Below are 26,190 nucleotides of genomic sequence, written 5' to 3'. Positions count from 1 at the left end.
CTCCGCCGCGGTGGCGTTGACCGCCGCGCGCCGCGCCGCCTGCTGCGGCGCGAGCCGGGCCAGCGTCGGCCGCTCCACGGCCGCGGCGTCCGTCGCCATCGTTTCCAGCGCGCCGAGGAAGACCTCGAACATCGCGTCCACCATGCCGTCGGGGAACAGCTGCGCGACGGACTCCCACATCAGCACCAGCCTGTCGCCGCGCCGGCCCAGGACGGCGTGCAGCGACACCTGGGGCGTGGGATTGGCCATATCGACCACGCGGCCGACGCCGTCCAGCAGGGCCAGATCGTCAGCCGGGTCGCCGGACAGCAGACTGGTCAGCACCACCGGCATCAGCACGGGCACGCCGTTGCGCCGGCTCAGCTCGCGCAGAATCGACACGCCGGAGCACCAGGGCGCGTCCAGATCGGCCCACACTTGCCGCTGCACCGCTTGGGCGAAGGCGGCGAACGAGGGGTGATGCTCGCTCAGCGACAGCAAGGTGTTGCTGGTGTAATCGCCTATCGCCAGCCCCGCCTGCTCCGCCCGCGTGTTGCAAGTCACGTTGAGCGTGAAGGCGTGCGCCGCCGTCCACAGCCGCAGCGTGTCGGCGAAGGCGGCGATGCACAGCGAAGTCAGCGTGACCCCGAGCGCCTGCGCCCGCGCCGTCAGCGCCGCGGACATGGCGGCGGGCAGCTCCCGGCGGCGGTTGGCGAAGCGCGGCTCGGCCACCTCGGCCAGCGCCATCTTCATCGGCAACTCCGGCGCCGGCGCGATGGCTTCGACCCGGCGCAGCCAGGCCTCGCGCTGCGCCTCGGTCGCCGCCGGCGGCGTCATCGGCGTGATGCATTGCGCGGGGGCCTCGTCGGCCGCGTCGCGCGCCAGCTCGGCCATCAGTTGCAGGAAGCTGCGCAGATCGCCGGCCAGCAGGCTGAGCCGCAGGTGCAGGATAGCCGCGCTCTCGGTCAGACGGGAGACGACGGCGAGCACGGGCGGGCCGTCGCGCTCGGCCAGGCTCTCGCGCGTCGCCTCCAGCCGTTCCGCCGCCTCCGCCGCGTCCAGCCCGCGCAAATCCTGCGGCGGCAGCAAGGGGTCGTAGGCCAGCGCGTCGAACGCGCCGCGCCCGTCCGCGCCCACCGTCATCCGCAAGGACGGGTGGCGGGCGACCAGCCGCGCGAGGCGCCGGCCCAGCTCCGGCGCGCGCGCGGCGTCTATCTCGAAATCCACGCGGATATGCGGGGACACGCTGCCCAGCGGCACCCCGCCCTGCTGGCCTATCCAGTAAGCCTGCTGCATCTCGGACAGCTCGAACGCCTCCCCCGCCGCATAACGGCGAGCCGCGGCCGGCGCCGCGGCGTCCAGGCGCGGGGCGTCGACGATTTCGCGCCGCAGTTGCCGGGCGGAGAGCGCGAACAGCGCCGCGAACGACAACTCCACGCCATGACGCGCGCGCGCGGCGGCGGCAAGCCGCGCGGCCGACAGCGAATCCAGCCCCAGATCGATCAGCCTGGCGTCGGGCGACGCGGCCGCGCCGGGCACGAAGCGCGCGATCTCGGCCAGAATCGCGTCGTCGGCCGCCTCGGCCGCATCGTCGGCGACGATGCGCAGTTCGCCGCGCAGCAGCGCGTCGCGGGTGGCGCCGCGCCGGGTCTTGCCGCTGGAGGTGCGCAGGATGCTGCCGCGCCACAGCAGCGCGATGCGCGCCGGCGCCACGCCGTGTTCCCGCGCCAGCGCCGCGCGAATCACCGGCAGGATGTCACGGGCCTCCGCCTCCCCGCAGCCGCCGCGCACCTCGGCGCCGATCAGAATCCCTTCGCCGTCCTCGCCGTCGACGGCGGCGGCGAAGGCGCGCCCCTTCCGAATCGACGGATGGCAGGCCGACACGGTGTCTTCCAGATCGTGGCTGTAGACATTCCGGCCGCCGACGATGATCAAATCCTTCAAGCGGCTGGTGACGAACAGATCGCCCTCGTGCAGAAAGCCCAGATCGCCGGTTCTCAGCCATGCGCTGTCGCCGTCGGTCAGCCGCGCGCCGAAGATCTCGCGCGACTCCTCCGGGCGGCGCCAATAACTGTCGGCGACCGTGCTCCCGGTCACCCATATTTCGCCGACGGCGTCCGGCGCGCACGGCGCGCGCGTGTCCGGGTCCACGATGCGGACGCGCGTATCGATCAGGCTGACGCCGCAGGCCGCCAATTCGACGCCGTCCGTCTGCGGCGACACGCGGCCGCGCGCCAGCGCCTCCCGCGCGAAGCGCACGCCGCGCGTGCCCTCGCCGCAACGGCCGGCGGTCACCTTCAAAGTCGCCTCGGCCAGGCCGTAGCCCGGCACCACCACCGAAGAACGCAGCCCAAACGGCGCGAAGGCCGCCTCGAAGCGGCGCACCGTGTCACAGCGCACCGGCTCCGCGCCGTTCAGCGCATAACGCAAGGACGACAAATCGGTGCCCGGCGCGAGATCGCCCGCGCGGTCCGCGCACAAGGCGTAGGCGAAATTCGGCGCGGCGGTGTGGGTACCGCGCCGCGCGGCTATCGCGCGCAGCCAGGACATGGGCTGGGCGACGAATTTCTCCGGCGCCATCAGATAGGCGGGGAAGCCGCATTGCAAGGGGGTGAGAATGCCGTACACCAGGCCCATGTCGTGGAAGTACGGCAGCCAGCTGATCATCGCGCTGTCCGCGTCGTGCATCGCGCCGCGGTCAAGATCGTCTATCGTCGCCCACAGCCCGGTTTGCGTGACCACCACGCCCTGCGGCGTGCGCGTCGAACCCGAGGTGTACTGCAGCAGCGCCGGACTGGCGTCCTTCGCCGCCCGCAAAAAGGGCGCGGCGCGCTCGGCCTCGTCGGTGCGCATCCAGCGCAGGCCCGGCAAGGCGTCCCGCGCCTCCGCGCTCAGCGCGATGGCGGCGCCGCAGTCCTGGGCGATCGCCGCCATCGTGTCGCGGCCGTGACGCGGCGCCACCGGCACCGGGATCACGCCGGCCAGGCAGCAGCCGAAGAAGGCCGGAAGGAAATCGAGCGGCTCCTGATAGACCAGCATCACGCGCTCGCCGGCCTCGGTCGCTTGCGCCAGGCGCGCGGCGATGCCGGACGCGCGTTCGCACAGCGCCGCATAGCTTAGCGCGAGCGCTTTCTCCGGATCGGCCGACGCGTAGGCGAGACGCTCGGGACTCGCCTCCGCCCGCCACAGCAACTGCCGGGCGATGCTAGGCGCTTCGCTATGCGAAAAAGCTTGATGAGGGCCGAACTTGTCGGCGGCGGGCGTCCGCCGAGATGCGACATCGGATGAGGAATACATTGCATGACCTCCATGTATCGACAACTGCTCCGGGTATGCCGGGCGCGCGCCCATCGAATCCACCCATATGGCATGGCTCGAGTCGTCGCGTCGCCCTAATCGGGCCGGCTTGCGCCGTCGCCCTGTCACGCGCTCAGCCGCGACGGAATGCCGCGACGATCGCGAGAACCTTAAATACAGGCCGGGCCGTAGCCCGCCCCATTCAAGAAGCAGCCATGCTGTTTTTGATATATTCCGCCCTATCGAAACCGTTTCTTCGACAGGTTGGCGAGGATCATCCCTTCGTTTTCACGTAAGGATGCGTGACGCGTGCGCGGCGGTTTGCCTAAGCAGCGTTTGAATCAAGAGAATAGAATTGCCAATGTGTCTCATGCGCCGTAATCGGACTTTCTTTTGAGATGATTCGATATCATTTCAGCGATCAAACCATTGCGAATCAGCATTGCTTTACGCTTTGCATTCCTATTTCCCCGTGTCGTCCAAAACCAGGAAAACGCAATGAATATTGACGCTCAAATTGTTTTCGTATAGATTTATTTGATCGCGTTAATTCTAAAAATCCCGCACGGGAAGAATTAAGCGTCAGCACTATACTGAAAGACCTCTAGGAAAAGCATCCCCCGAACTGCCAGTTACAACTTCAGCCGATTTACGGCTTATATTTTTTGAAACACGAATTTTCGCGGCAATATCAAAGATTTAAGCGCCGCGAACTGGCCTATAAAAAGAGCGCCGAGGCCGATCAATTAAATTTCAATCGACCTGACAATTACGGCATAAACAACAGGCAATTGTTCAATTAATTGATCCAATACCGGAAAATCTTTTATTAAAGAAAATAAATATAAGGATGACGTTCGGTAACGAAACATCCGGCGCAGGTAGCATTGTCATAATGTTCGGACATCAACCAATGCTTATGACATATTAAATTTTCTTAATAATGCGATCTGGGCGGACAGACGGAAGGATAGAGGGGGAAAGCGAACCGGGGCCGGATGGCGGGAAGAGAGTGTGAAGCGCCGCCTCAAGGACGAGGCGGCGCGGTTCCGCTTAAGGCGCGGACTGCGCGGAGACCTGGAGCGGCGGCTTACTCCGCGGCGGCGGTATCCCGCAGCAAGGCCGCCAGTCTGGCGATGCCGATCTCGATCCGCTCCGGCGAGGCATGGCTGAAATTCAGGCGCAGATAGCCCAGGTTCTGTTCCGGCTCGGGGAAGAAGGCCTCGCCCGGCATGAAGGCGACGTTCTGCTTCAAGGCCAGCGGCAGCAAGGCGCGGGTATCTCTCGCCCGCTTCAGCTTGAGCCAGAAAAACAGCCCGCCCCGCGGCAACTGCCAATCGGCCAGATCGCCGAAATGCCGCTGCAGCGAATCCTGCATCGCGTCGCGGCCGGCGCGATACACCTCGCGCAAGTCCAACATCCGTTGCTCATGGCCGGGGTCGCTCAGCTGGCGGGCGATGAACCACTGCGCCGGGCGGTTGGTGTGCAGATCGGTCGCCTGCTTCAGCCGCATCAGATAGGGATACAGCTCCGGCGAGGCGATCAGGAAGCCGACGCGCAGCCCAGGCGCCAGGGTTTTGGAAAAGGAGCCGGAGTAAATCCACGGCGCGCGCTTCAAATGGCTGACCAGCGGCGCCGGCGCTTCGCCGTCGTAGCTGAGCGCGCGATAAGGATCGTCCTCGATCAAGGGCACGCCGGCGGCGTCGATGACGGCCGCCAGCGCCTGCCGGTCTTCGGCGCTGTAACAGCTGCCCGCCGGATTTTGAAAGCTGGGAATCAGATAAGAGCAGCGCGCCTGAGACTCGCTCAAGGCGGCGGCCAGCGCCTGCGGCTCCAGCCTGCCGTCCCGTTGCGCCACTGCGTGAACGCGGGCGCCGAACAACTTGAAAGCCTGCAAGGCCGCCAGATAGGTCGGCCCTTCTGTCACCACCGGCGTGCCGGGATCGATGAACAGCTTGGCGCACAAATCGATGCTCTGCTGCGAGCCGGACAGCACCAACACCTGCTCTGCCTCGCAAGCGATGCCCATGCGCCGCGCCTGCTCCGCGATCAAGCCGCGCAATTCCGGCTCGCCCTCGCTGGCGCCGTATTGCGCCAGGCCCGCCGGCATATCGGTGAAATCGAGCTGCGGCAAGCATTGGCCGGCCGGCAGGCCGCCGGCGAAGGAAATCATCTGCGGCTGTTGCGCCGCCGCCAGGATTTCCCGGATCAGCGACCCGCTGAGCCGCTCGATGCGCTCAGAAAACATGGTACTCTGCATAAGCTTGTCCGCAACTTTCTTACTAATGTCAATAATATTGACTCAATCTACCGACCACAGCAGGTTCCGTCAACATGGCTGACCTATCTCCGTCCGACGACATGCGCGCCGCCATGGAAGCCTTCTTCCATGCCTACAAGGCTTTCACCGATAAACCGGATGAAATGCTGGCCAAACGCGGCCTGGCACGCGTGCACCACCGCATCCTGTTCTTCGTCGCCCGCTACCCCGGCCTGTCGGTCAAGGACCTGCTGGCCGCGCTGGGCGTGACCAAGCAGGCCATCAATATGCCGCTGCGCCAACTGCTGGAAATGGCGCTGGTGCAAAGCGTGGCCGCGCAGCACGACAAACGGGTCAAACAGCTGACGCTGACTTCGGAGGGACGCAAGCTGGAGGAAGCCCTGCACCGCGAGCAGCTGAAACTGCTGCAGACGGCGTTTGAGCAGACGGGAAAGCCGGCCACCGCCGGCTGGATGCAGATCAACCGCAGCCTGGCTTCGCACTCGCGCCCCGACGACGCGCCCTCGCGCGGCAAAGCTTGACCCTGTAGCCGCTTCATGGTTTGCAATGCGCTGGCGAGGCCCGTCCATCGCATTTTCCCGACCTACCGCGCCAGTCCGGCGCGCCGAGGAGCACGCCATGAATTGTCCCAGTTGCCAAGTCACCCTGCTGATGGGCGAACGTTTGTCCGTCGCCATCGATTACTGTCCGCAATGCCGCGGCGTCTGGCTGGCGCCCGGCCAGCTGGAGCGCCTGCTGCAAACCCAGGCTCCGACGGCCCCCGCCGCCGCTTACGCGCCGTCCGCGCACGGTCGCGGCCATGACGACGAACACCGTCGGGACAGCCGCCACGGAGGCCATCACGGCGGCAAGCATGGCTGGCTGCGCAAGCTGCTGGACTGATCCGTCCCCGGATACAAAAACGGCCCGGACTCATGTCCGGGCCGTCTTCCCCTGCTCTTGCTCGAAGATTCAGTCTATGCGTTCGTAACGCACTTCCAGCACCTCGATGTCTTCGTCGCCGTCCGGACCGCGAAACAGCACTGAATCGCCCTCGCGCGCCTTCAACAGCGTCCGCGCGATAGGCGAGATCCAGCTGATGCGGCCGCGCGCCAGATCAATCTCGTCCACGCCGACGATGCGCAGCAATTGCTCGCTGCCGTCGCCGCGCTCTATCAACACGGTGGCGGAGAAGAACACCTGATCGGTCGCTTCCCGGGTTTCCGGGTCCACCACCTCGGCGATTTCCAAGCGCTTGGTCAGAAAACGGATGCGGCGGTCGATCTCGCGCAAGCGGCGCTTGCCGTACAGATAGTCGCCGTTCTCGGAGCGGTCGCCGTTGCTGGCCGCCCAGTTCACGACCTGCACCATTTCCGGCCGCTCGCGGTTGACCAGATGATAAAGCTCGTCCTTCAGCCGCTGCCAGCCGCCGGGCGTGATGTAGTTCTTGGTGGAAGCGGGCAGACGCCGCTCAACCGGAAGATCCTCTTCCGCCTCGTCGTTTTCCCTGGTAAACGCTTTGCTCATCTTCGTCCATCCATCCATGAAAAACGCCAGCCTCAACGGCCGGCGGCGGGTTCCAACAAGGCCAGGCAATGCGGCAGCAGCCCCTTGGGCTTCAGCTTGATCCGCTGCAACTGCTCGCGATCCAGCCATTCCAGCGCGTAATGATTGTCCGGCCCCATCTTGGCCAGCTCCGGCCCGCCCAGCCTGAGTTCACCGGCGTGGCTGGCCGCCAGGAACACGTGTTCGACCCTGTCCTTGGCGTCCAGCACGCACAGGCTGCCGCCCAGACGAACGTTGAGCCCGGTTTCCTCGCGCGTCTCGCGCACGCAGGCGATGGCCGCCGTCTCGCGCCGCTTGATGCCGCCGCCCGGCAACACATAATAGTCCTTGCCGGGTTTGAGGCGATGCATCAGCAGGATGCGCCCGCCGTCGACGATGGCGATGGAAGCGCGCTTGCGTTTGCCGCTCGCAAGCGGAGCCGGCGCGGAGACCGGCGCCTCGCCGCGCAAGCGCGTCCAGGCGCGGGCGGCCAGGCCCCACAATAGGGCGCGCACGCTCAGCGGTGCGCCTTGGCCGAAGCCTTCTTGACCGGAGGCGCTTTCTTGCCGCCGGTAACGGTCAGATTGGACCACTTCATCACCGCGGCCACTTCAGCGGAGTTCAGTTCGTAGAACTGACCGCGCTTCAAGCGCGGAGGCAGGCCGATATTGCCGAAGCGCACGCGGATCAGCCGGCTGACGGTCAGGCCGAAGTGCTCGAACATGCGGCGCACTTCGCGGTTGCGGCCTTCCTTGATCACCACGTTGAACCATTGGTTGGCCGCCTCTTCCGGGCCGCCTTTCTGGAAGATGCGGTCAAAGCGCGCGTCGCCGTCTTCCAGCTCCACGCCGGCCACCATCTGCTTCATGATTTCCGGCGTCAGTTCGCCCAGCACCCGCACCGAGTACTCGCGCTCCACTTCGAAGCTGGGGTGCATCATGCGGTTGGCCAGTTCGCCGCTGGTGGTGATCAGCAGCAGGCCCGAGGTATTGACGTCCAGGCGGCCTATCGCCACCCAGCGGCTGGATTTGGCCTGCGGCAGGCGGTCGAACACGGTGACGCGGCCTTCCGGATCGTCGCGGCTGACGATTTCGCCTTCTTCCTTGTGATACATGATCACGCGCGGCAGGCGGTCCGGCCATTTCAGTTTGATCTGGTCGCCTTTGACCATCACGCGGTCGCGCGGGCCGACGCGGTCGCCCAGGCTGGCTTTCTTGCCGTTGACCGTGACCTGGCCGGCCTCGATCCACTCTTCCATTTCACGGCGCGAGCCGACGCCGGACGCCGCCAGCGCTTTTTGCAGCCGCACCGGCTCGATGTCGTCCAGGTCCACGCGGACTTCGCGCAGGCGCTTGGCCTTGTCCTTGATGTCCTGATTGGGGCTGCGCAAGCGCAGCTTCTTGGCCTTCTGCACCAATTGCGGCCTGCCGCCCTCCGGCTTGCCCTGACGCGGCTGAGCGCCGCCCTTGCCCGCGGCCGGCTGACCCGCCGGCGCGGCGGCGTTCTTGTTGCCGAAGCGGCGCTCGTGATCCAGGGCCACGTTGCCGTTGACGTCGCCGTTGCTGTCGCGCTGGTAGGTCGGCTTGTTGCGGCCTTGCGCCTGCTGCATCTGCTGCTGTTCCTGCTCGCGGCGGCTCAGCTTGAACAGCGGCGTGCCTTCGTGCATCAGCGGGTTGCCGTAGGCGTCGCGCGCGGCGCGGCCGTTCTGCGGCGCGCGGCCCTTGCCGCCGTTGGCGCGGGCTTGGCCTTGCCGGGCGTTGGCCTCGGCCGGCTGGCCGTTGCGGTTCTTGATCATGCCGCCCTGGGTCTTGCCGCGCGGCTGAACGCCGCCGGTGCCCGGCTGGCGCGCTTGGGATGTTTCGCGACCTTTGACACGCGCCACCGGCTGGCGGGCGTGATTGCGTTGTCCTTTAGACATATGTGCTTTGCTCTTTCCGTGCGAGCAACCGGCAGAATGTCGATGTTATTCTGCGATGGGCTCGAAATTATCCGCCTCATCGTCGAGGGGGATGTCGTCTGTGGCCGCTGCCGGGCCTTGATCCCTAGGCATCGCCTCGGGCACTACCAGGCTTCCCAGCTCCGCCAACGGCGGCAGATCCTTGAGCGAGACAAAGCCCAGATCGTCCAGGAATTTTCGGGTAGTGGCATACAAGCCCGGCCTGCCGGGTACGTCCTTGTGGCCGATGACTTCGATCCAGCCGCGTTCCAGCAGAGTCTGCATCACGCCGGTGGACACCGATACGCCGCGTATCGCTTCGATATCGCCACGGGTCACAGGTTGTTTGTAGGCGATGATCGCCAAGGTTTCCATTACCGCGCGCGAGTATCGCGGCGGCTTTTCCGGGTTCAAGCGGTTCAAGTATGGCGTGAACTCCGCTCGGGCGCGAAAGCGCCATCCCGACGCCAATTTGACCAGTTCAACGCCCTTGCCCCTCCAGTCGCTCTGGATATCGTCAAGGATGTCGTTGATCAGCGCGGCTTTCACCTCTTCGGTGAACAGCTTTTTGAGCATGGCAACCGACAGAGGTTCCTGCGCGGTCAGTAACGCCGTCTCCAGCACGATCTTCAGATATTTTAGGTCGGTGATGGTGGACATTGAGCCGTGAAGCCGAAACACGTTTGCGCAGGAAACCGGACATTCTACATGAACTCTCCGTCCGGAGCTAAATTAATCCTTCCGCCATGTCGTCCCAGGCCGCCAGCGCGGTCAGGCTGTAACGTCGGAACGCCCGCCCGCCGTGCTCCATCGTTTCCAGCAACTGGCCGCCGCAGGCCTCCACCGTGTGCACCGCCGCCGGCCGGTCCGCCGGACAGACCAGCACCCAGTTGCCGTGCGCCGGCTTCTCGCCCAGCGTCTGCACGTATTGCAGCAGCACCCTGCCGTAGCCGTGGCCACGCCAGGCCGGCAGCACTTCGAAGGCGATGTGGCCGATGCGCTCCACGATCAGCGCGCTGTCGGCCAAGCGCTGGCGGATCGCGCCTATGATCTCGGTGCGGCCGTTGATCAGGAACCAGGTGCGGCACGGCACCCAGCCCTCGGGCAGCGCCCGCCCTTCGGCGTGTTCCAGCAATTGCCCAAGCCAGGCGTCGGGGTCCGCGCCGGCACGGCGGTAATAGTCCAGCCCTTCCTCGTGGCAGGCCTGAAAAAAAGGCCGATAGGCTGGCAGATGTTTCTGGTCGGCCGCTTCGATGTGCATGGCATGCTCTCGCAATGGATACCTGTATCCTAATCGCTGCCGCGCCAACATCAAGTGCAAATCGGCGCGCGCCCGCCTCAGACCAGCGCAATCCTGACATAAATGGGCTGGTACGGCGCCTCCTGGCTGACCTTGACCATCCCCTCCTTCACCAGTTCCAGCACCGCGATGAAGTTGACCACCAGATGGGCGACGCCCTTGTCCGCGTCGAACAGCTCTTCGAAAGGCACGTACTCGCGGCCGTCCAGATAGCGCAGAATCCAGCTCATCTGCTCGCGCACCGACAGTTCGTCCTTCTCCACCTTGTGGTGGCGATGGTGGCGCGCGCGCGACAGAATCGCCATCCACGCCTGGCGCAGATCCACCGGGCTGACGTCGGGCAGCCGCTGCTCGGCGGACTGCTCGATCAAGACCGCCAGCCAGGCAAAGTCGCGGTCGGCCTGCGGCAGCTTGTCCAGCTCCAGCCCCGCCAGCTTCATCTGCTCGTATTCCAGCAGGCGGCGCACTAGCTCGGCCCGCGGATCGTCCGGCTCGCCCTCCTCGTCCAGCTGCGGCCTGGGCAGCAGCAAACGCGACTTGATCTCGATCAGCAGCGCCGCCATCAGCAGGTATTCGGCGGCCAGTTCCAGACGCCCGTCGCGCATCGCGTCGATATAGGCCATGTACTGGACCGTGATGTCCGCCATCGGGATGTTCAGCACGTCCAGATTCTGTTTGCGGATCAGATAAAGCAGCAGGTCCAGCGGGCCTTCGAAGCTGTCCAGAATCACTTGCAACGCGTCCGGCGGGATGAACAAATCCTGCGGCACTTCCAGCACCGGCTGGCCGAACACGTGCGCGATCGGCACGCTGGGCGGCAATTCCGGCGCGGTCAGCTGAAAATCGTCGGCCGAAGACCGGGCCTCGGGAAGGGGGGCGTTGCTCATGGCGGCAAGGATACCAGCACTGGCAGGCGCCGTGGCGGAACTTGTCCGCCGCCGGGCCCGCCACTCAAACGGCCGCGTCGGCGGGCAGCAGCTCGTCTATCTTGATTTCCACGAATTGATAATGCGCGGTCTGCTGCAATAAGCGCAGCGCGCGCACCCGGCACTCGCCGTCTGCGCCGCGCAGATGAAACGGCCGCATGGCCTGATACAGGCGGCCCGGCAACACCAGGATGCCGGAATGGCGGAAATGGCGCTCGGCCTGCATGCGCAGCGCCGGCTCGAAACCGCCGGCCGCGTGGCTGGTGACCGCGGCGACTTCGACCGCCTGCGGCCGCTTGCCGATGAACTCTATCCCGCACTCGGTCTGCATGTCCTCGCCGCCGAAGCTGACCCAGCGCACCAGGCCCAGCTGCCAGCCGAAGCCCCGGCGGCGCAGCATCACCACCTCGCCGGCGCGCAAGGGCTGCCGCAAGGATTCGCCCTGCAGCAACAGGCCGGAAGCGCTGAGATTGCTGATCTGCAAACGGCAGGGCTCCAGTTCGCCGTCGGCCGGCTCGCCGGCGGCCAGCCGCCAGCAGCGCGGCAGCAGGCTGACCAGCTCTACGGTTTCGACGCTGAGCCGGCGCAGCCGGACATGGCGCCGACGCGGCGGCGCGCCCCACTCCTGGCGCAGACGCGCCAGCAGCCAGGCTTCGTGGCCGTCGTCCAGGCCCTGTCGCTGGCGCTGACGGCCCAATTCGTCCAGGCGCTCCAGCAAGCGGCCGGCGTCCAGCCGCCACCATACGCCGTCGCCGTCCAGGTCCAGTTCGGCGCAGAAGCGCGCCGGTCGGTCGGCGTCGGCGCGGAAGGCCAGCGCGCCGTCCTCGCCCAGCGGCTGATCCAGCTGCTCCACGCGCAGCAGGCCGGCGTGCTGCTCCAGCCATTGCAGCAGCAGGGCGATCTTGGCCGCCTCCAGCCGGTTGCTGGCGGTCATGCCCAACAACATCAGCCGGCGGTAGCTGAGCCCCGGCGCCGCCGCGCCGCCCTGCGCCTGCCGGCCCTCCCAGCCCTGGGCCAGCGCGTAGGCGTACAGACGGTGGCAATCGCGCCAGAAGCCCTTGTGCAGCGGCGCGTAGCTGCGCGCGTGCAGCGCCAGCAAATCGTAGCCGCTGGCCAGCGCCAGTTGCAGAGCCTCCAGCCGCGGGCGCGAGCTGGAAAAACGGCCGGTCTCCTGCGCGCTGAACGTCTGGGCCAGCAGCTTGCACTGCTCATGCCATTGCCGCAGCACATGGCGGGCCGACTGCAAGGCCGCGCGCGCCTCCGGGGTGCAGGACAAATCCTGCCGCGCCGCGCTGCGCTCCAGCCGTGCCGCCAGCGCGGCCAACGGCGCTCTCAACGCCTGCAGCAGTTGCAGGCGTTCCGCCGGCGCCAAGGCAGAACGCTGCCATTGCGCCAGCCACTGGCCGGCCTTGTCCGCGGCGAGGGCGGCCGGCTGCGCCGCCAGCGCCTCCAGTTGCGCCTGGACCGCCTTGAGGTCCAGTGCCAGCCAAGGGCCATCCGGCAGGGCGTGAATCAGCGACAGTTCCATCATGACCAGGTCATAGCGAGAGAGAAGCCGCCGATGATACGCCCCGCCATGATTTTTGGCGCGGCATTATTGCCAGCGCAAAAAAATGCCCCGCGCTCGGCGGGGCATTGCTGCGGAAGCGGCGTCCGGCTTAAGCCGACAGCTCCAGCATCAGCTTGTTGATGCGCTTGACGAAGGCGGCCGGGTCTTCCAGCTTGCCGCCCTCCGCCAGCAGGGCCTGGTCGTACAGCACCTGGGCCAGATCGCCGGCGCGCGCCTCGTCGGCCTCCTCGGCCAGTCGTTTCACCAGCACGTGCTCGGGGTTGATCTCCAGCGTGGGCTTGCTGGCTTCCACCGGCTGGCCCGCCGCTTTCAGCATGCGCTCCAGATGGGCGCTCATATCGTGCTCGCCGGCCACCAGGCAGGCCGGGCTCTCGGTCAGGCGGGCGGTGGCGCGCACTTCCTTGACGCGGTCGGCCAGGGCTTTCTGCACTTTCTCCACCACCGGCTTGGCGCTTTCCTCCACCTGCTTTTGCGCTTCCTTGTCGGCTTCGTCCTCCAGCGCGCCCAGATCCAGCGCGCCCTTGGCCACGGACTGCAGCGCCTTGCCGTCGAATTCGAACAGCGAACCCGCCACCCACTCGTCGACGCGGTCGGTCAGCAGCAGCACCTCGACGCCCTTCTTCTTGAACACTTCCAGATGCGGGCTGTTCTTGGCCGCGGCCAGGGTGTCGGCGGTGATGTAATAGATTTTGTCCTGGCCTTCCTTCATCCGGCCGACGTAGTCGCCCAGCGTCACCGCCGGTTCGGCGCCTTCGGACGCGGTGGAGACGAAGCGCAGCAGCTTGGCGATGCGCTCCTTATTGGCCATGTCCTCGCCGACGCCCTCTTTCAGCACCTGGCCGAACTCTTGCCAGAACTCGGTGTATTTTTCCGGCTGATTGGCGGCGAGGTCTTCCAGCAGGCCCAGCACTTTCTTGACGCAGCCGTTGCGGATGGCGTCGATGTCCTTGCTTTCCTGCAGGATCTCGCGCGATACGTTCAGCGGCAGGTCGTTGCTGTCTATCACCCCGCGCACGAAGCGCAGGTAGTGCGGCATCAGCTTCTCGGTGTCTTCCATGATGAAGACGCGACGCACATAGAGTTTGACGCCCTGCTTGCGCTCGCGGTCGAACAGATCGAAGGGCGCGCGCGACGGGATGTAGAGCAGTTCGGTGTATTCCTGGCGGCCCTCGACGCGAGCGTGGCTCCAGGCCAGCGGGTCGGTGAAATCGTGGGCGACGTGCTTGTAGAATTCCTTGTACTGCTCTTCGCTGATCTCGCTCTTGCCGCGGGTCCACAGCGCGGAGGCGGAGTTGACCGCTTCCATTTCGTCGCTGACGATGACTTCGCCGTTTTCGCCGTAGCTATTGCCCTTTTTCATCTCGATCGGGATCGAGATGTGGTCGGAGTACTTGCGGACGATGCCTTTGAGCTTCCAGTCGTTCAGCAGCTCGTCCTCGCCCTCTTTCAGGTGCAACACGATCTCGGTGCCGCGGCCGGCCTTCTCCACCTGTTCCAGCGTGTATTCGCCGGCGCCCTGGGATTCCCAGCGCGTGGCGGCGGCGTCGCCGGCGCGGCGGGTGGTCAGCGTGACCTTGTCCGCCACAATGAAGGCGGAGTAGAAGCCGACGCCGAACTGGCCGATCAGATTGGCGTCCCTTTTGGCGTCGCCGGACAGCTGCTCGAAAAAGGCCTTGGTGCCGGACTTGGCGATGGTGCCGATATTGGCGATGACTTCGTCGCGGCTCATGCCGATGCCGTTGTCGGCGATGGTCAGCGTGCGCGCCTCGGCGTCGTAGCCGATGGTGATCTTCAGCTCCGGCTCGTTTTCAAACAGCTCGGGCTTGGCCAGGCCTTCGAAGCGCAGCTTGTCGGCGGCGTCCGAGGCGTTGGAAATCAGTTCACGCAGGAAGATTTCCTTGTTGGAGTACAAGGAGTGGATCATCAGCTGCAGCAGCTGCTTGACTTCGGTCTGAAAACCCAGGGTTTCTTTCAATGCGCTCATGGTGACTTAAACAAGAGTTGGTCAACGATGCGCATCAGATAAGGGCTGTCCCGGGGTTTTCAATACCCCTGCCCGCAACCCAGGATCGTCGCCGCGCTAACATGAAAAAGCCCCGCGACGAAATCGCGGGGCGGTTTGGCCTTTGGACCCGCCGGGCGGGCTCAGGCGCGCTTGTCTTCGCGCAGGGCCGGCGGCAGCGCGAACACGGTGTTTTCCTCCACGCCGTCCAGTTCGCTGACGCTGTCCGCGCCGAAAGCCTTGATCTGGTCTATCACCGCCTGCACCAGCACTTCCGGCGCGCTGGCGCCGGCGGTGACGCCGACGCGCCGCTTGCCGACGAACCAGGCTTCCACCAGTTGGCCGGCGTTGTCCACCATATAGGCGTCCACGCCCTTGAGCGCGGCCACTTCGCGCAAGCGGTTGGAGTTGGAGCTGTTGGGCGACCCCACCACCACCACGATGTCGCACTCGTCGGCCAGCACTTTCACCGCGTCCTGCCGGTTTTGCGTGGCGTAGCAGATATCGTCTTTTTTCGGGCTGGAGATCTCGGGGAAGCGCGCTTTCAGCGCGGCGATGATGTCTCGGGTCTCGTCCACCGACAGCGTGGTCTGGCTGACGTAGGACAGCGCCGCCGGGTTGCGCACTTGCAGCTTGGCGACGTCGGCGACGTTTTCCACCAGATACATGCCGCCGTCCACCTGGCCCATGGTGCCCTCCACCTCGGGGTGGCCGGCGTGGCCTATCATGACGATCTCCATGCCCGCCTTGTTCATGCGTTTGACTTCGACATGCACTTTGGTGACCAGCGGACAGGTGGCGTCGAACACCTGCAGGCCCAGCAGCGCCGCCTCTTCGCGCACCGACAGCGGCACGCCGTGAGCGGAGTACACCAGGGTGCTGCCGCTGGGCACGTCTTTCAATTCTTCGATGAACACCGCGCCCTTGGCGCGCAGGTTCTCCACGACGAAGCGGTTATGCACCACTTCGTGGCGCACGTAGATCGGCGCGCCGTAGAGTTCGATCGCCCGCTCGACGATGGCGATGGCCCGGTCCACCCCGGCGCAGAAGCCGCGCGGGTTGGCCAGCATGATGGTCTTCGTCATCACTCAATCCTTGCTCAAGCCGCGGCGCTCAGGCGCGCGGCTTTCTGAAACTGTCCAGCACCATCAAGGCGGCTCCCACGCAGATGAAGGAGTCCGCCAGATTGAAGGCCGGGTACGACCAGCTGCTGTAGTAATGCACCTGGATGAAATCGATCACATGGCCATGGACGATGCGGTCTATCACATTGCCGAGCGCGCCGCCCATGATGAAGGCCGCAGCCAGGTTCATCAGCCCGCTGAAGCGGTTCTTGAAGATATTCCAGCCCAGCCAGCCGGACACCGCGAAAGCCAGACCGGAAAACAGATACTTCTGCCAGCCGCCGGCGTCGTGCAGGAAGCTGAACGCCGCGCCCGGATTGTACAGCAAGGTAAACCCGAAAAAGCCGGGAATGATTTCCCGGACTTCGCCGTACTGGTAATTGCCGTTGAAATAGATCTTGGTCAATTGATCCAGCAGCACGATCACCGCGGCCAGCGCAAACCACTTCGGCCATTGCTTGGCCTTGGGCATAGTCATTGCAGATTCCATCAGACCTTTCCACGACGCGAAGCGGAACTCCGCGCACTCTATATCAAAGCGCCGGAAGCCCGGAACGCTGAGCGTTCCCATGCTTCCGGCCCGGCCATGCCGCCGCGTCGTCTACGCGGATCAGGCGAAGCGGCGCGTCTCGCCCTTGCCGTCGATATTGTCCACGCAACGGCCGCACACCGCGCCGTGGCCGGCGTGGCTGCCGACGTCGGCGCGATAGTGCCAGCAACGCTCGCACTTCTGCTGCGTCGACGACGCCACGCTGACGCGGGTTTGCTCGCCTTGCTTGACGCTGGCTTTAGAGACAATCAGCACGAACTTGAGTTCATCGCCCAAAGCGTTCAACCACTGCGACAGCTCGCCGTCGGCCTCGATTTCGATCTCCGCCTGCAGCGAGGAGCCCAGCTGATCGGCGCTGCGCAGCGCTTCGATCTGCTTGTTGACCTGGGCGCGCAGCTCGCGGATGGCCTGCCACTTGGCGGACAAGGCCGCTTCGCGCTCGGCGGACTGGGCCGGGAATTCATGCCAGACGTGATACAGCGGCGATTCTTCCTCACTGTCCACCAGCACGTTCCACGCCTCGTCGGCGGTGAAGCACAGGATGGGCGCCACCAGCAAGAGCAAGCTGCGGGTGATGTGGTACAGCGCGGTCTGAGCGCTGCGGCGCGCGTGGCTGTCCGCTTTGGTGGTGTACAAACGGTCCTTGATCACGTCCAGGTAGAAGGCGCCCAGATCCTCGGAGCAATAACCCACCACTTCCTGCACCACATGGTGGAAGGCGTAGCGCGAGTACAGTTCGCCCGCCGCCTTTTCCTGCACTTCGCGCGCGCGCAGCAGCGCGTACTGGTCCAGTTCCACCATATTGGCCAGCGGCACGGCGTGTTCCAGCGGATCGAAATCCGACAGATTGGACAGCAGGAAGCGGATGGTGTTGCGCAGGCGGCGATAGCTTTCCGTCGTGCGCTTCAGGATTTCCTGCGACAGCGACATATCGCCGGAGTAGTCGGCGCTGGCCACCCACAGGCGCAGGATGTCGGCGCCCAGGGTGCCGCAAATCTCTTCCGGCGCAATGCCGTTGCCGCGCGACTTGGACATCTTGTAGCCCTTGTCGTCCACGGTGAAGCCGTGGGTCAGCAACTGCTTGTACGGCGCGCGGCCTATGGTGGCGCAACCGGTTTTCAGCGAGGACTGGAACCAGCCGCGATGCTGGTCGGAACCCTCCAGGTACAGGTCCGCCGGCCAGGCCAGTTCGGCGCGCTGCTTGAGCACGGCGAAATGGGTGGAGCCGGAATCGAACCACACGTCCAGGGTGTCGGACAGCTTGCGGTACTGCTCGGCCTCTTCGCCCAGCAACTCCTTGGCGTCCAGGCTGAACCAGGCTTCAATGCCCTGCTGCTCGATGCGCAACGCCACTTCTTCCAGCAATTGCGCCGTGCGCGGGTGCAGCTCGCCGCTTTCCTTGTGGATGAAGAAGGTCATCGGCACGCCCCAATTGCGCTGGCGCGACACACACCAGTCAGGGCTGTTCTTGATCATTGCGTCCAGGCGCGCGCGGCCCCAGGCCGGGAAGAACTCGGTGGCGTCCACCGCGCGCTGGCTGATGGAGCGCAGGGTCTCGCCGCCGTGGCCGGCCTTGTCCATGCCGATGAACCACTGCGGCGTGGCGCGGAAAATGATGGGGGTCTTGTGACGCCAGCAATGCGGGTAGCTGTGCTCCAGCTTGGCCTTGTGCACCAGCGCGCCGTGCTCTTCCAGCGTTTCGATGATGCGCGGATTGGCGTCCCAGACCAGCAGGCCGGCGAACAGCTCGGTGCCGGTCTTGTAACGGCCATTGTCCGCCACCGGGTTGGCCACCGGCAGCTTGTAATGCAGGCCGGCCTGGAAGTCTTCCAGACCGTGGGCCGGCGCGGTGTGCACCAGGCCGGTGCCGGCGTCGGTGGTCACGTGGTCGCCCAGGATCACCGGCACTTGGCGCGCGTAGAACGGGTGTTGCAGCTGCAAGAGCTCCAGCGCCCGGCCCTTGGCCTCGCCCAACACCTGGCAGCTCTCGACGCCGTAGCGCTTCAAGGCCGCCTCGGCCAGCTCCTTGGCCAGGATCAGCTTGCCCTTGGGCGTGTCCAGCAATTGATAAACCAGTTCGGCGCCGGCGGCGACCGCCTGGTTGGCCGGCAAGGTCCACGGCGTGGTGGTCCAGATCACCGCCATCGCGCCGGAAGCGTCGGCGCCGAAGGCTTCGCCCGCCTTGTCCGCGTCCACCACCTTGAAGCCGACGTCGATCGCCGGCGACAGCTTGTCCTCATACTCGACTTCGGCCTCGGCCAGCGAGGAGCCGCACTCGATGCACCAGTGCACCGGCTTCTCGCCCTTGGTCAGATAGCCGTTCTCGAAGATTTTTCCGAGGGTGCGCACAATGTCGGCCTCGGTCTTGAAATCCATGGTCAGATAGGGATTGTCCCAATCGCCCAGCACGCCCAGGCGGATGAAGCCCTTCTTCTGGCGCGCCACTTGCTCTTTCGCGTATTCGCGGCACAGCTCGCGGAATTTGGCGGCGGGAATGTCCTTGCCGTGCAGCTTCTCCACCATCAATTCGATGGGCAGGCCGTGACAGTCCCAACCCGGCACATAGGGCGCGTCGAAACCGGCCAGCGTCTTGGAGCGGACGATGATGTCCTTCAGCACCTTGTTGACCGCGTGGCCCAGGTGGATGTCGTTGTTGGCGTACGGAGGGCCGTCATGCAGGATGAACTTGGGACGGCCGGCGGAGAGCTTGCGCAGCTTCTCGTAGCGCTTCTCCTCCTGCCAGCGCTTGACCCAGGCCGGTTCGCGTTTGGCCAGATCCCCGCGCATGGCGAAGGGGGTATCCAGCAGGTTTACGGTTTTTCGATAATCGATGCTCATGCCTGCTCTCGCTGCAAACTTGTCAAATAGGTCTTGGCGCTGGCCGCGTCTTTTTCGATCTGAGCGATCAGCGCCGATAAATCATCATACCGCGCCTCGTCGCGCAGTTTCTTCAGGAATCGCACCGTCAGCCGCTGGCCGTAGAGATCGCCGGCGAAATCGAACAGATGCACTTCCAGTTTGTAGTCCGGGGTATCGCTGACCGTCGGGTTCAAACCCAGACTGGCCACGCCGCCCAGCACGCCGGCGTCGGTCTCCGCCTGCACCACGAACACGCCCTGCAAGGCCGGACGCAAATGCGGCAGATGGATGTTGGCCGTGGGGAAACCTATGGTGCGGCCCAGTTTCTTGCCGTGCACCACACGGCCGGAAATCTGGTACTCGCGCCCCAGCAGGCTTTCCGCGCCGCTCAAGTCGCCGGCGGCCAGCCGCTCGCGCACCAGGCTGCTGGACGCTCGCTCGCCCATGGCCAGCACCGTCGGCATCGCCTCGGTGACGAAATGGGGACAGGAACTCAACATTTCGAAGTGGCCCTGCCGCTTGGCGCCGAACTGGAAGTCGTCGCCGATCAGCAAGTACTTGGTCTGCAAGCCCTGCACCAGGACTTTGTCGATGAAGTCCTGCGCCGACATGCCGGCGAAACCGTGGTTGAAGCGATAGACGAACACATAGTCGACCAGGCCCAGCCGCTGCAAGAAAGCCAGTTTGTCGCGCAGCGTTGACAGGCGGCCGGGCGGCTTGTCGCGCGCGAAGAACTCCCGCGGATGGGGTTCAAAGGTCAACAGAGCCGTCGGCAAGCCGCGCGCGTCGGCTTCCAGCCGCAGGCGCTGCAGCATTTTCTGATGGCCAAGGTGCACGCCGTCGAAATTGCCGATGGTCAAGGCGCAGGCTGGCAGCTGATAACGCCGCGGATCTCCAAAAAATACCTGCATGTGCTGGTCTTATTGCGTCCTGAAAACCTTCGATTGTATCTGCCAGCCACGGATAGCGTCCAGACATGAAACGCAATTGGGGCGGCGACGGCGAAAGGAGCCCGCCCTCCGCCGTCCAATGCAAAAAGCCCCGCAAGATTGCGGGGCTTTTTGAACAGAGCGACTAATCGAGATTACTTCTTCTCAACCAGGGACTCTTTAACCGCGTCGATGGTCAGCTCAACGCGACGATCAGACTCGATGCATTCCTTGATAGCCAGGTTCTGCTTGGAACCTTTCTTCTGGTATTTCGGGAATTTGGCCTTGCACTCGGCGGTCATCTTGGCTTCAGCGGAGCCGCGACCTACGGAGGTCACTTTTTCAGCCGGAACGCCAGCAGCGATGAAGTAGCCTTTAACAGCGTCGGCGCGCTCTTGCGACAGACGGTTGTTGTAAGCGGCGGAACCCATGAAGTCGGTGTAGCCAGCAACTTCAACGGACTTCAGGTAGCCTTTGCCGGCGTTGGCTTTCAGCTTTTCAACCAGCGGGTCCAGTTCGTTCTTGGCGTCGGCGCGCAGCTTGGCCTTGTCGAAGTCGAACAGCACTTTAGCGGACAGGGTGACTTTTTCTTTTTCGGAAACCAGCACCGGCTTCGGAGCTTCGGCTACCGGCTTGGCAGCTTCACGGTCGCCACATTCAACCAGGCCGTCCTTGGCCTTGTCGAAGAAGTTGGTTCTCCAGCACTCGCCGTAGTTGTTGCGAGTCACGGATTCGGTGGACTGGTCAACGGCATAGCCAGGTTTAGCAGCAAAAGCGCTAGCGGAAACCAACAGAGCAGCAACCAGGGCGCTCAGTTTCAGCTGTTTAGTCATGTTATTCCCTCTTTAATCTATAAAATGGGTAGCAATGCGGGCTGACGCAAAGACCACACGAACAATTTTACTGCAAACAACAGGGTGATCTGCAAACTGTGTTTATGCAGTTAACCCGCACTATAGAAACGCTGCAATCCCATGTCAACTTGAGGCGCCACAGATTGCGAGCAATCCGTTGCAAAAAAACGTCAAAAAAAGCGTTTTTTTTCAGCCTCTGTCTCGCATAAGCCACACATTACACCGATGTGACGCGCCTACGAAACAGTGGCAGCGGGTTCAGCACGGTAGCCTGATAGTTTTCGCTAAAAGTATTGAAACCATCCAGCGAAGATTCCAGTGTCTTGCCGTCCTTGATGGCAAATGCATCAAAACCAACTTGCGCCATGGAATGCAGCAAGTCTTGCCAGACATCCCCGATCGCCCGCAGTTCCCCGCGATAGCCATAGCGCTCGCGCAGCAAGCGCGCATGGCTGTAGCCGCGCCCGTCGGTGAAGGCCGGAAAATCGACGGCGATCAGCTCCAGCTCTGGCAAATCGGCCAGTAGCCGCCCCGGATCGTCCTCCGGTCCCAGCCAGACGCCCACCCGCGCCGCATGGCTGCGCCAGAACGCGCGTCGTTCCAGCCAATCGGACAGCGGCACGATCACATTGCCGCCCGCGGCGGTTTCCGGCAACTGGCCGTTTTCATCCTGGCGCAGCAGATTCCAATCGTCGGGCCGGACTTGTCCCTGTTTAATGATGTTTGGCATACACCCGCTCCTTGAAGGGTTCGATGCCGATGCGGCGCACGGTTTCGATGAAGCGCTCGCCCGGACCGCGTTGCTCCAGATAGACGCTCATGATAGTGGTGAAGGCCTTGGGCACGTCGGCCTGGGCGAACGAGGGCCCGATCACCTTGCCTATGCTGGTGGCGCTGCCCTGGCTGCCGCCCAGCGTGATCTGGTACCACTCTTCCCCGTTTTTATCCACGCCCAGAATGCCGATATTGCCGATGTGATGGTGGCCGCAGGCATTCATGCAACCGGAGAAATTGCAGTCGATGTCGCCGAGGTCGTAGAGATAGTCCATGTCCTCGAAGGTTTGCTGGATGGCCTCGGCCACCGGAATCGAGCGCGCGTTGGCCAGCGAGCAGAAGTCGCCACCCGGACAGCAGATGATGTCGGTGAGCAGGCCGATATTGGGAGTGGCGAAGCCGTGCTGACGCGCCAGCTGCCACAAGGCGTGCAAATCCTTTTCCGGCACGTCCGGCAACACCAGGTTCTGTTCATGGGCGACGCGCAGTTCGCCGAATCCGAAGCGCTCGGACAATTCCGCCGCCGCGTCCATCTGTTCCGCGCTGATGTCGCCGGGCGGCACGCCGGCGCGTTTCAGCGACAGCACGACCGAACGATAACCCGGCCGCTTGTGAGCGCGGGTATTGCGCTCCGCCCACCGGGCGAAGCCCTTGTCTTCTTCCAGCCAGGTCCGCAGCTCGGGCGGATTGGCCGGCAGCGTCTGATACGGCGGATCGGTGAAAAAGCTGGCGTAGTGCGCAACGTCCTCGTCGCGCAGCGTGGCCGGGCCGCCCTTGATATGCAGCCATTCGTCCTCCACCTTGGCGGCGAAGCCCTCCACCGTCATCGCCTTGACCAGGATCTTGATGCGCGCCTTGTATTTGTTGTCGCGGCGGCCGAAGCGGTTATAGACCCGCAGCACCGCGTCCAGATAGGTCAGCAGATGCGGGGTGGGCAGAAAATCCTTGACCACGTCGCCGACGATGGGCGTGCGCCCCAGTCCGCCGCCCACCATCACGCGGAAACCGACTTCGCCGGCCTCGTTGCGCACCACGTGCAGGCCAATGTCGTGCACGCGGGTGGCCGCGCGGTCTTCCACGCTGCCGGACACCGCGATCTTGAATTTGCGCGGCAGGAAGGTGAACTCGGGGTGCAGCGTGCTCCACTGACGGATGATCTCGCACCAGGGGCGCGGGTCCAGCAGCTCGTCGCCGGCCACGCCGGCGAAGGCGTCCGTGGTGGTGTTGCGCACGCAGTTGCCGGAAGTCTGGATCGCGTGCATTTCCACCGTGGACAGCTCTTCCAGGATATCCGGCACCCGCGCCAGCTCCGGCCAGTTGAACTGGATGTTCTGGCGGGTGGTGAAATGGCCGTAGCCCTTGTCGTAGCGGCGGGCGATGTCGGCCAGCTTGCGCAGCTGGCCGCTGCGCAGGTGGCCGTAGGGAATGGCGACGCGCAACATGGGCGCGTGGCGCTGCACGTACAGGCCGTTCATCAGCCGCAGCGGGCGAAACTCGTCCTCGCTCAGTTCGCCGGCCAGATAGCGCCGGGTCTGATCTCGAAACTGAACCACGCGCTCGCGCACGATGCGGTGATCGACTTCATCATATTGATACATGGTGCTCTTTCAGGCGGCGCTATGCCGGGCGTTTCAACGGGCTGGCCTTGACGTGCAGGCCGCATTCCTTGGAATCGGGGTTTTCCCACCACCAGCGGCCGGCGCGGACGTCCTCGCCCACCGAAATGGCCCGGGTACAGGGCGCGCAGCCGATGGAGGGGTAATGGCGGTCGTGCAGGGCGTTGTAGGGCACTTCGTGTGCGCGCAGATAGTCCCAGACCTCGCCCTCGCTCCAGTCCAGCAGCGGGCTGAACTTTTGCAGGCCGTTGTCGGCGTCGTATTCGCTGACCTGCAGATCCTGGCGCGTCGGCGACTGTTCGCGCCGCAGCCCGGTGATCCAGGCGGACCGCCCGGCCAGCGCGCGCCTTAGCGGCTCCAGCTTGCGCAGCTGGCAACAGGACTTGCGCGCGTCCACGCTGCGGTAAAAGCCGTTGATGCCGTGGAGGGCCACATACTGCTCCACCGCGGCGGACTGCGGGAAATACACGGCGACGGGGTGGCTGGGATAACGCTCTTCCACCCGCTGCATCAGGTCGTAGGTTTCCGCCGGCAGGCGGCCGGTGTCCAGGCTGAAGGCCGCGATGCCCAGGCCCAGGCGGGCGATCAGATCGGTCAGCACCATGTCCTCGGCGCCATAGCTGTTGGCCAGCACGGCGTCCGGATGCTCGGCCGCGATCGTCCTGAGGCAGGCGACGGTGGCGTCCAGTTTTGCTTCCAGGCTCATCAAAGGCTCCAGGCAGGAAATTTCATGACAATCCTACCCAAGCCGCTTATAAACCGAAAAGAATATTGTGTTAGTATTTAATTACTACAGGTTTTATAGAGGATGGCGTCGCATGAAGCTGCAACAACTGCGTTACTTGGTCGAGGTGGCCAAGCAAGGGCTGAACGTCTCGGAGGCCGCGGAAAAGCTGCACACCTCGCAACCGGGCATTTCCAAGCAAATCCGGCTGCTGGAGGACGAGCTGGGCATCCAGGTTTTCATCCGCAACGGCAAGCGGGTGGTCTCGGTGTCCGAGCCGGGCAAGGAGGTGCTGCGCATTTCCGAGCGCATTCTGCGCGAAGCGCAGAATCTGAAACGGGTGGGCGACGAATTCTCCAAGGAGGCGGAAGGCGCGCTGACCATCGCCACCACACACACTCAGGCGCGCTACGCGCTGCCGCCGGCCATCGCCGAGTTCGTTCGACGTTACCCCAAGGTGAGGCTGTCGATCAAGCAGGGCAGCCCCACCCAGATCTGCGAAATGGTGGTGTCCGGCGAAGCCGACCTCGCCATCGCCACCGAAGGCATCGCCTTGTATAAGGAATTGGCGATGCTGCCCTGCTATGAATGGAACCGCTCCATCGTGGTGCCGGAAGGGCACGAGCTGACCAAGCTGGATCGCCCGCTGACGCTGGCGGACATCGCCCGCTACCCCATCGTCACCTACGACTTCGCCTTCGCCGGCCGCTCCAAGATCAACAAGGCCTTCGCCGATCAGGGCCTGGCGCCCAATGTGGTGCTGACCGCGATAGACACCGACGTGATCAAGACCTATGTCAGCCTGGGGCTGGGCATCGGCATCATCGCCAGCATGGCCTACGAGCCGGAGCGCGATATCAATCTGCAGCTGCTGGACGCCGGCCATCTGTTCGAGCCGTCCACCACCAAGATCGGCATCCGCAAGGACGCCTATCTGCGCGGCTTCGCCTACACCTTCATCGAACTGTTCGCGCCCCATCTGCACCGGCGCGAAGTCGAAGCCGCGCTGCTGGCGCGCGACCCGGACAGCGAGGATTGAGCCGCTTCCGGCCAGACAAAACAAAACGCCCCGATATCGGGGCGTTTTCGCGTACAGGGGCGCAGGATCAGAGCGTCAGGCCGCCTGTCACCTCAATGGCCGCGCCGTTGATGTAGCTGGCCTCGTCGGACGCCAGGAAGGCGTAGACGTTGGCGATCTCGGTCGGGTCGGCCATGCGCCGCATCGGCACTTTGTCTTCCATCGCCTGGATCACTTTTTCCGGCATCGATTGCAGGATGGGAGTGGCGACAAAGCCCGGACACACCGCATTGGCGCGGATGCCCTTCTTGCCCAGCTCCTTGGCCCAGGTCTTGACGAAGCCGATGACGCCGAACTTGGACGCCGCGTAGTTGGTCTGGCCGAAGTTGCCGTAGACGCCCACCACCGAGGACGCGTTCAAGATCACGCCGCCGCCCTGCTCCACCATGGTGTCGATCACCGCGCGGGCACAGTTGTAAACGCCTTTCAGATTGATGTCGATCACCTTGTCGAACTGGTCTTCGGTCATTTTCATCAACTGGGCGTCCATGACGATGCCGGCGTTGTTGACCAGCACGTCGATGCGGCCGCGGCGGTTTTTCAGGTCGGCGACCATGTCGGCGATCTGGCCCTTATTGGTCACGTCCACCTTATAGCCTATGGCTTCGCCGCCGGCCTGCTGCAACTCCTCGACCACCGCGTTGACCGCGTCCAGATTGAGGTCGCAAACGGCGACGACTGCGCCTTCTTTGACGAATTTCTCGGCGGTCGCCTTGCCGATGCCGCTGGCGGCGCCGGTGATGATGGAGACTTTACCTTTCAAGCGCATGGATTTTCCTTACTGACTTTGTAGATGACAGGCAATCCGCCCGGAGGCCGGACTTACAACTCCACCATCGACCACCTATGGCCAAACACCTGTTTTTA

22 protein-coding genes are annotated in these 26,190 nt (G+C 64.3%); 3 read left to right on the top strand and 19 right to left on the bottom strand.

From position 1 onward, the window contains the following. Positions 1-3,276 (bottom strand): AMP-binding protein (locus NK214_RS17710; protein ID WP_253315113.1); only part of this gene is annotated, 3,276 nt, incomplete at its 3' end. Between the two features lie 1,090 nt (positions 3,277-4,366). Further along, positions 4,367-5,536: a PLP-dependent aminotransferase family protein gene (locus NK214_RS17705; RefSeq protein WP_233246651.1), complete on the bottom strand. Its 1,170-nt coding sequence runs from the start codon at positions 5,534-5,536 to the stop codon at positions 4,367-4,369. 74 nt (positions 5,537-5,610) lie between these two features. Here NK214_RS17705 and NK214_RS17700 point away from each other — a divergent pair, with 74 nt between their 5' ends. Both NK214_RS17700 and NK214_RS17695 read left to right on the top strand, forming a co-directional pair. Continuing rightward, entirely contained in the window at positions 5,611-6,078 is a 468-nt protein-coding gene (locus tag NK214_RS17700) for a MarR family winged helix-turn-helix transcriptional regulator (protein WP_199225819.1), read from the top strand. 97 nt (positions 6,079-6,175) lie between these two features. After that, a complete protein-coding gene (locus NK214_RS17695; RefSeq protein ID WP_253315112.1) occupies positions 6,176-6,439 on the top strand; it encodes a zf-TFIIB domain-containing protein in 264 nt (87 codons plus the stop codon). A gap of 69 nt (positions 6,440-6,508) precedes the next feature. On the opposite strand, the gene greB is transcribed toward NK214_RS17695, so the two are convergent. The 16 genes from greB to NK214_RS17615 all read right to left on the bottom strand — a co-directional run bounded on the left by greB (position 6,509) and on the right by NK214_RS17615 (position 24,227). After that, entirely contained in the window at positions 6,509-7,063 is a 555-nt protein-coding gene (greB, locus tag NK214_RS17690) for a transcription elongation factor GreB (protein WP_107798531.1), read from the bottom strand. A 32-nt stretch (positions 7,064-7,095) separates the two neighbouring features. Beyond that, positions 7,096-7,596: an NUDIX domain-containing protein gene (locus NK214_RS17685; protein WP_253315111.1), complete on the bottom strand. Its 501-nt coding sequence runs from the start codon at positions 7,594-7,596 to the stop codon at positions 7,096-7,098. 2 nt (positions 7,597-7,598) lie between these two features. Continuing rightward, positions 7,599-8,690 (bottom strand): pseudouridine synthase, encoded by a 1,092-nt coding sequence (locus tag NK214_RS17680; RefSeq protein WP_371926296.1) that lies wholly within the window; start codon positions 8,688-8,690, stop codon positions 7,599-7,601. Positions 8,691-9,044: 354 nt separating this feature from the next. Then, positions 9,045-9,677, bottom strand: coding sequence for an SMC-Scp complex subunit ScpB (gene scpB, locus NK214_RS17675; RefSeq protein ID WP_107798528.1), 633 nt, complete (start codon positions 9,675-9,677; stop codon positions 9,045-9,047). A 67-nt stretch (positions 9,678-9,744) separates the two neighbouring features. Continuing rightward, positions 9,745-10,278 carry a GNAT family N-acetyltransferase gene (locus NK214_RS17670; RefSeq protein WP_253315110.1) on the bottom strand — a complete coding sequence of 178 codons (534 nt, stop codon included), beginning with the start codon at positions 10,276-10,278 and terminating at the stop codon, positions 9,745-9,747. Positions 10,279-10,355: 77 nt separating this feature from the next. Next, a complete protein-coding gene (locus NK214_RS17665; protein WP_107798526.1) occupies positions 10,356-11,204 on the bottom strand; it encodes a ScpA family protein in 849 nt (282 codons plus the stop codon). 64 nt (positions 11,205-11,268) lie between these two features. Beyond that, on the bottom strand, positions 11,269-12,774 hold the full coding sequence (locus NK214_RS17660; RefSeq protein WP_253315109.1) for a hypothetical protein: 1,506 nt from the start codon (positions 12,772-12,774) through the stop codon (positions 11,269-11,271). Positions 12,775-12,901: 127 nt separating this feature from the next. Then, positions 12,902-14,797, bottom strand: coding sequence for a molecular chaperone HtpG (gene htpG / locus NK214_RS17655; protein WP_235087320.1), 1,896 nt, complete (start codon positions 14,795-14,797; stop codon positions 12,902-12,904). Between the two features lie 161 nt (positions 14,798-14,958). After that, positions 14,959-15,900, bottom strand: a complete 942-nt coding sequence (ispH, locus tag NK214_RS17650) for a 4-hydroxy-3-methylbut-2-enyl diphosphate reductase (RefSeq protein WP_107798523.1) — start codon at positions 15,898-15,900, stop codon at positions 14,959-14,961. Between the two features lie 28 nt (positions 15,901-15,928). Beyond that, positions 15,929-16,417: a signal peptidase II gene (gene lspA, locus NK214_RS17645; RefSeq protein WP_048412579.1), complete on the bottom strand. Its 489-nt coding sequence runs from the start codon at positions 16,415-16,417 to the stop codon at positions 15,929-15,931. 132 nt (positions 16,418-16,549) lie between these two features. Next, positions 16,550-19,327: an isoleucine--tRNA ligase gene (gene ileS, locus NK214_RS17640; RefSeq protein WP_253315108.1), complete on the bottom strand. Its 2,778-nt coding sequence runs from the start codon at positions 19,325-19,327 to the stop codon at positions 16,550-16,552. Continuing rightward, positions 19,324-20,259 (bottom strand): bifunctional riboflavin kinase/FAD synthetase, encoded by a 936-nt coding sequence (locus NK214_RS17635; RefSeq protein WP_107798520.1) that lies wholly within the window; start codon positions 20,257-20,259, stop codon positions 19,324-19,326. The genes ileS and NK214_RS17635 overlap by 4 nt, the downstream gene beginning before the upstream one ends. 173 nt (positions 20,260-20,432) lie before the next feature. Then, positions 20,433-21,110 carry an OmpA family protein gene (locus NK214_RS17630; protein ID WP_107798519.1) on the bottom strand — a complete coding sequence of 226 codons (678 nt, stop codon included), beginning with the start codon at positions 21,108-21,110 and terminating at the stop codon, positions 20,433-20,435. A gap of 238 nt (positions 21,111-21,348) precedes the next feature. Next, positions 21,349-21,861: a DUF934 domain-containing protein gene (locus NK214_RS17625; protein WP_253315107.1), complete on the bottom strand. Its 513-nt coding sequence runs from the start codon at positions 21,859-21,861 to the stop codon at positions 21,349-21,351. Next, positions 21,845-23,503: a nitrite/sulfite reductase gene (locus NK214_RS17620; protein ID WP_227104418.1), complete on the bottom strand. Its 1,659-nt coding sequence runs from the start codon at positions 23,501-23,503 to the stop codon at positions 21,845-21,847. Before NK214_RS17620 ends, NK214_RS17625 begins: the two co-directional genes overlap by 17 nt. Positions 23,504-23,522: 19 nt before the next feature. Then, positions 23,523-24,227, bottom strand: coding sequence for a phosphoadenylyl-sulfate reductase (locus NK214_RS17615; RefSeq protein ID WP_107798516.1), 705 nt, complete (start codon positions 24,225-24,227; stop codon positions 23,523-23,525). A 112-nt stretch (positions 24,228-24,339) separates the two neighbouring features. On the opposite strand from NK214_RS17615, the gene cysB reads away from it, so the two are divergent. Next, complete coding sequence (gene cysB, locus NK214_RS17610) at positions 24,340-25,284, top strand: HTH-type transcriptional regulator CysB (protein WP_107798515.1); 945 nt, start codon at positions 24,340-24,342, stop codon at positions 25,282-25,284. Positions 25,285-25,351: 67 nt separating this feature from the next. Here the strand turns inward: cysB and fabG are convergent, their stop codons facing one another. Continuing rightward, the gene (gene fabG, locus NK214_RS17605; RefSeq protein WP_043638508.1) at positions 25,352-26,092 is read right to left on the bottom strand and encodes a 3-oxoacyl-ACP reductase FabG; all 741 of its coding nucleotides are present in this window, start codon (positions 26,090-26,092) and stop codon (positions 25,352-25,354) included. Positions 26,093-26,190: the final 98 nt, after the last annotated feature.

The organism is Chromobacterium sp. S0633 (assembly GCF_024158805.1).
GTDB lineage: Bacteria > Pseudomonadota > Gammaproteobacteria > Burkholderiales > Chromobacteriaceae > Chromobacterium.
Note: the sequence above shows the minus strand (reverse complement) of the source record. Positions and strands in the feature narration are given on the sequence as shown.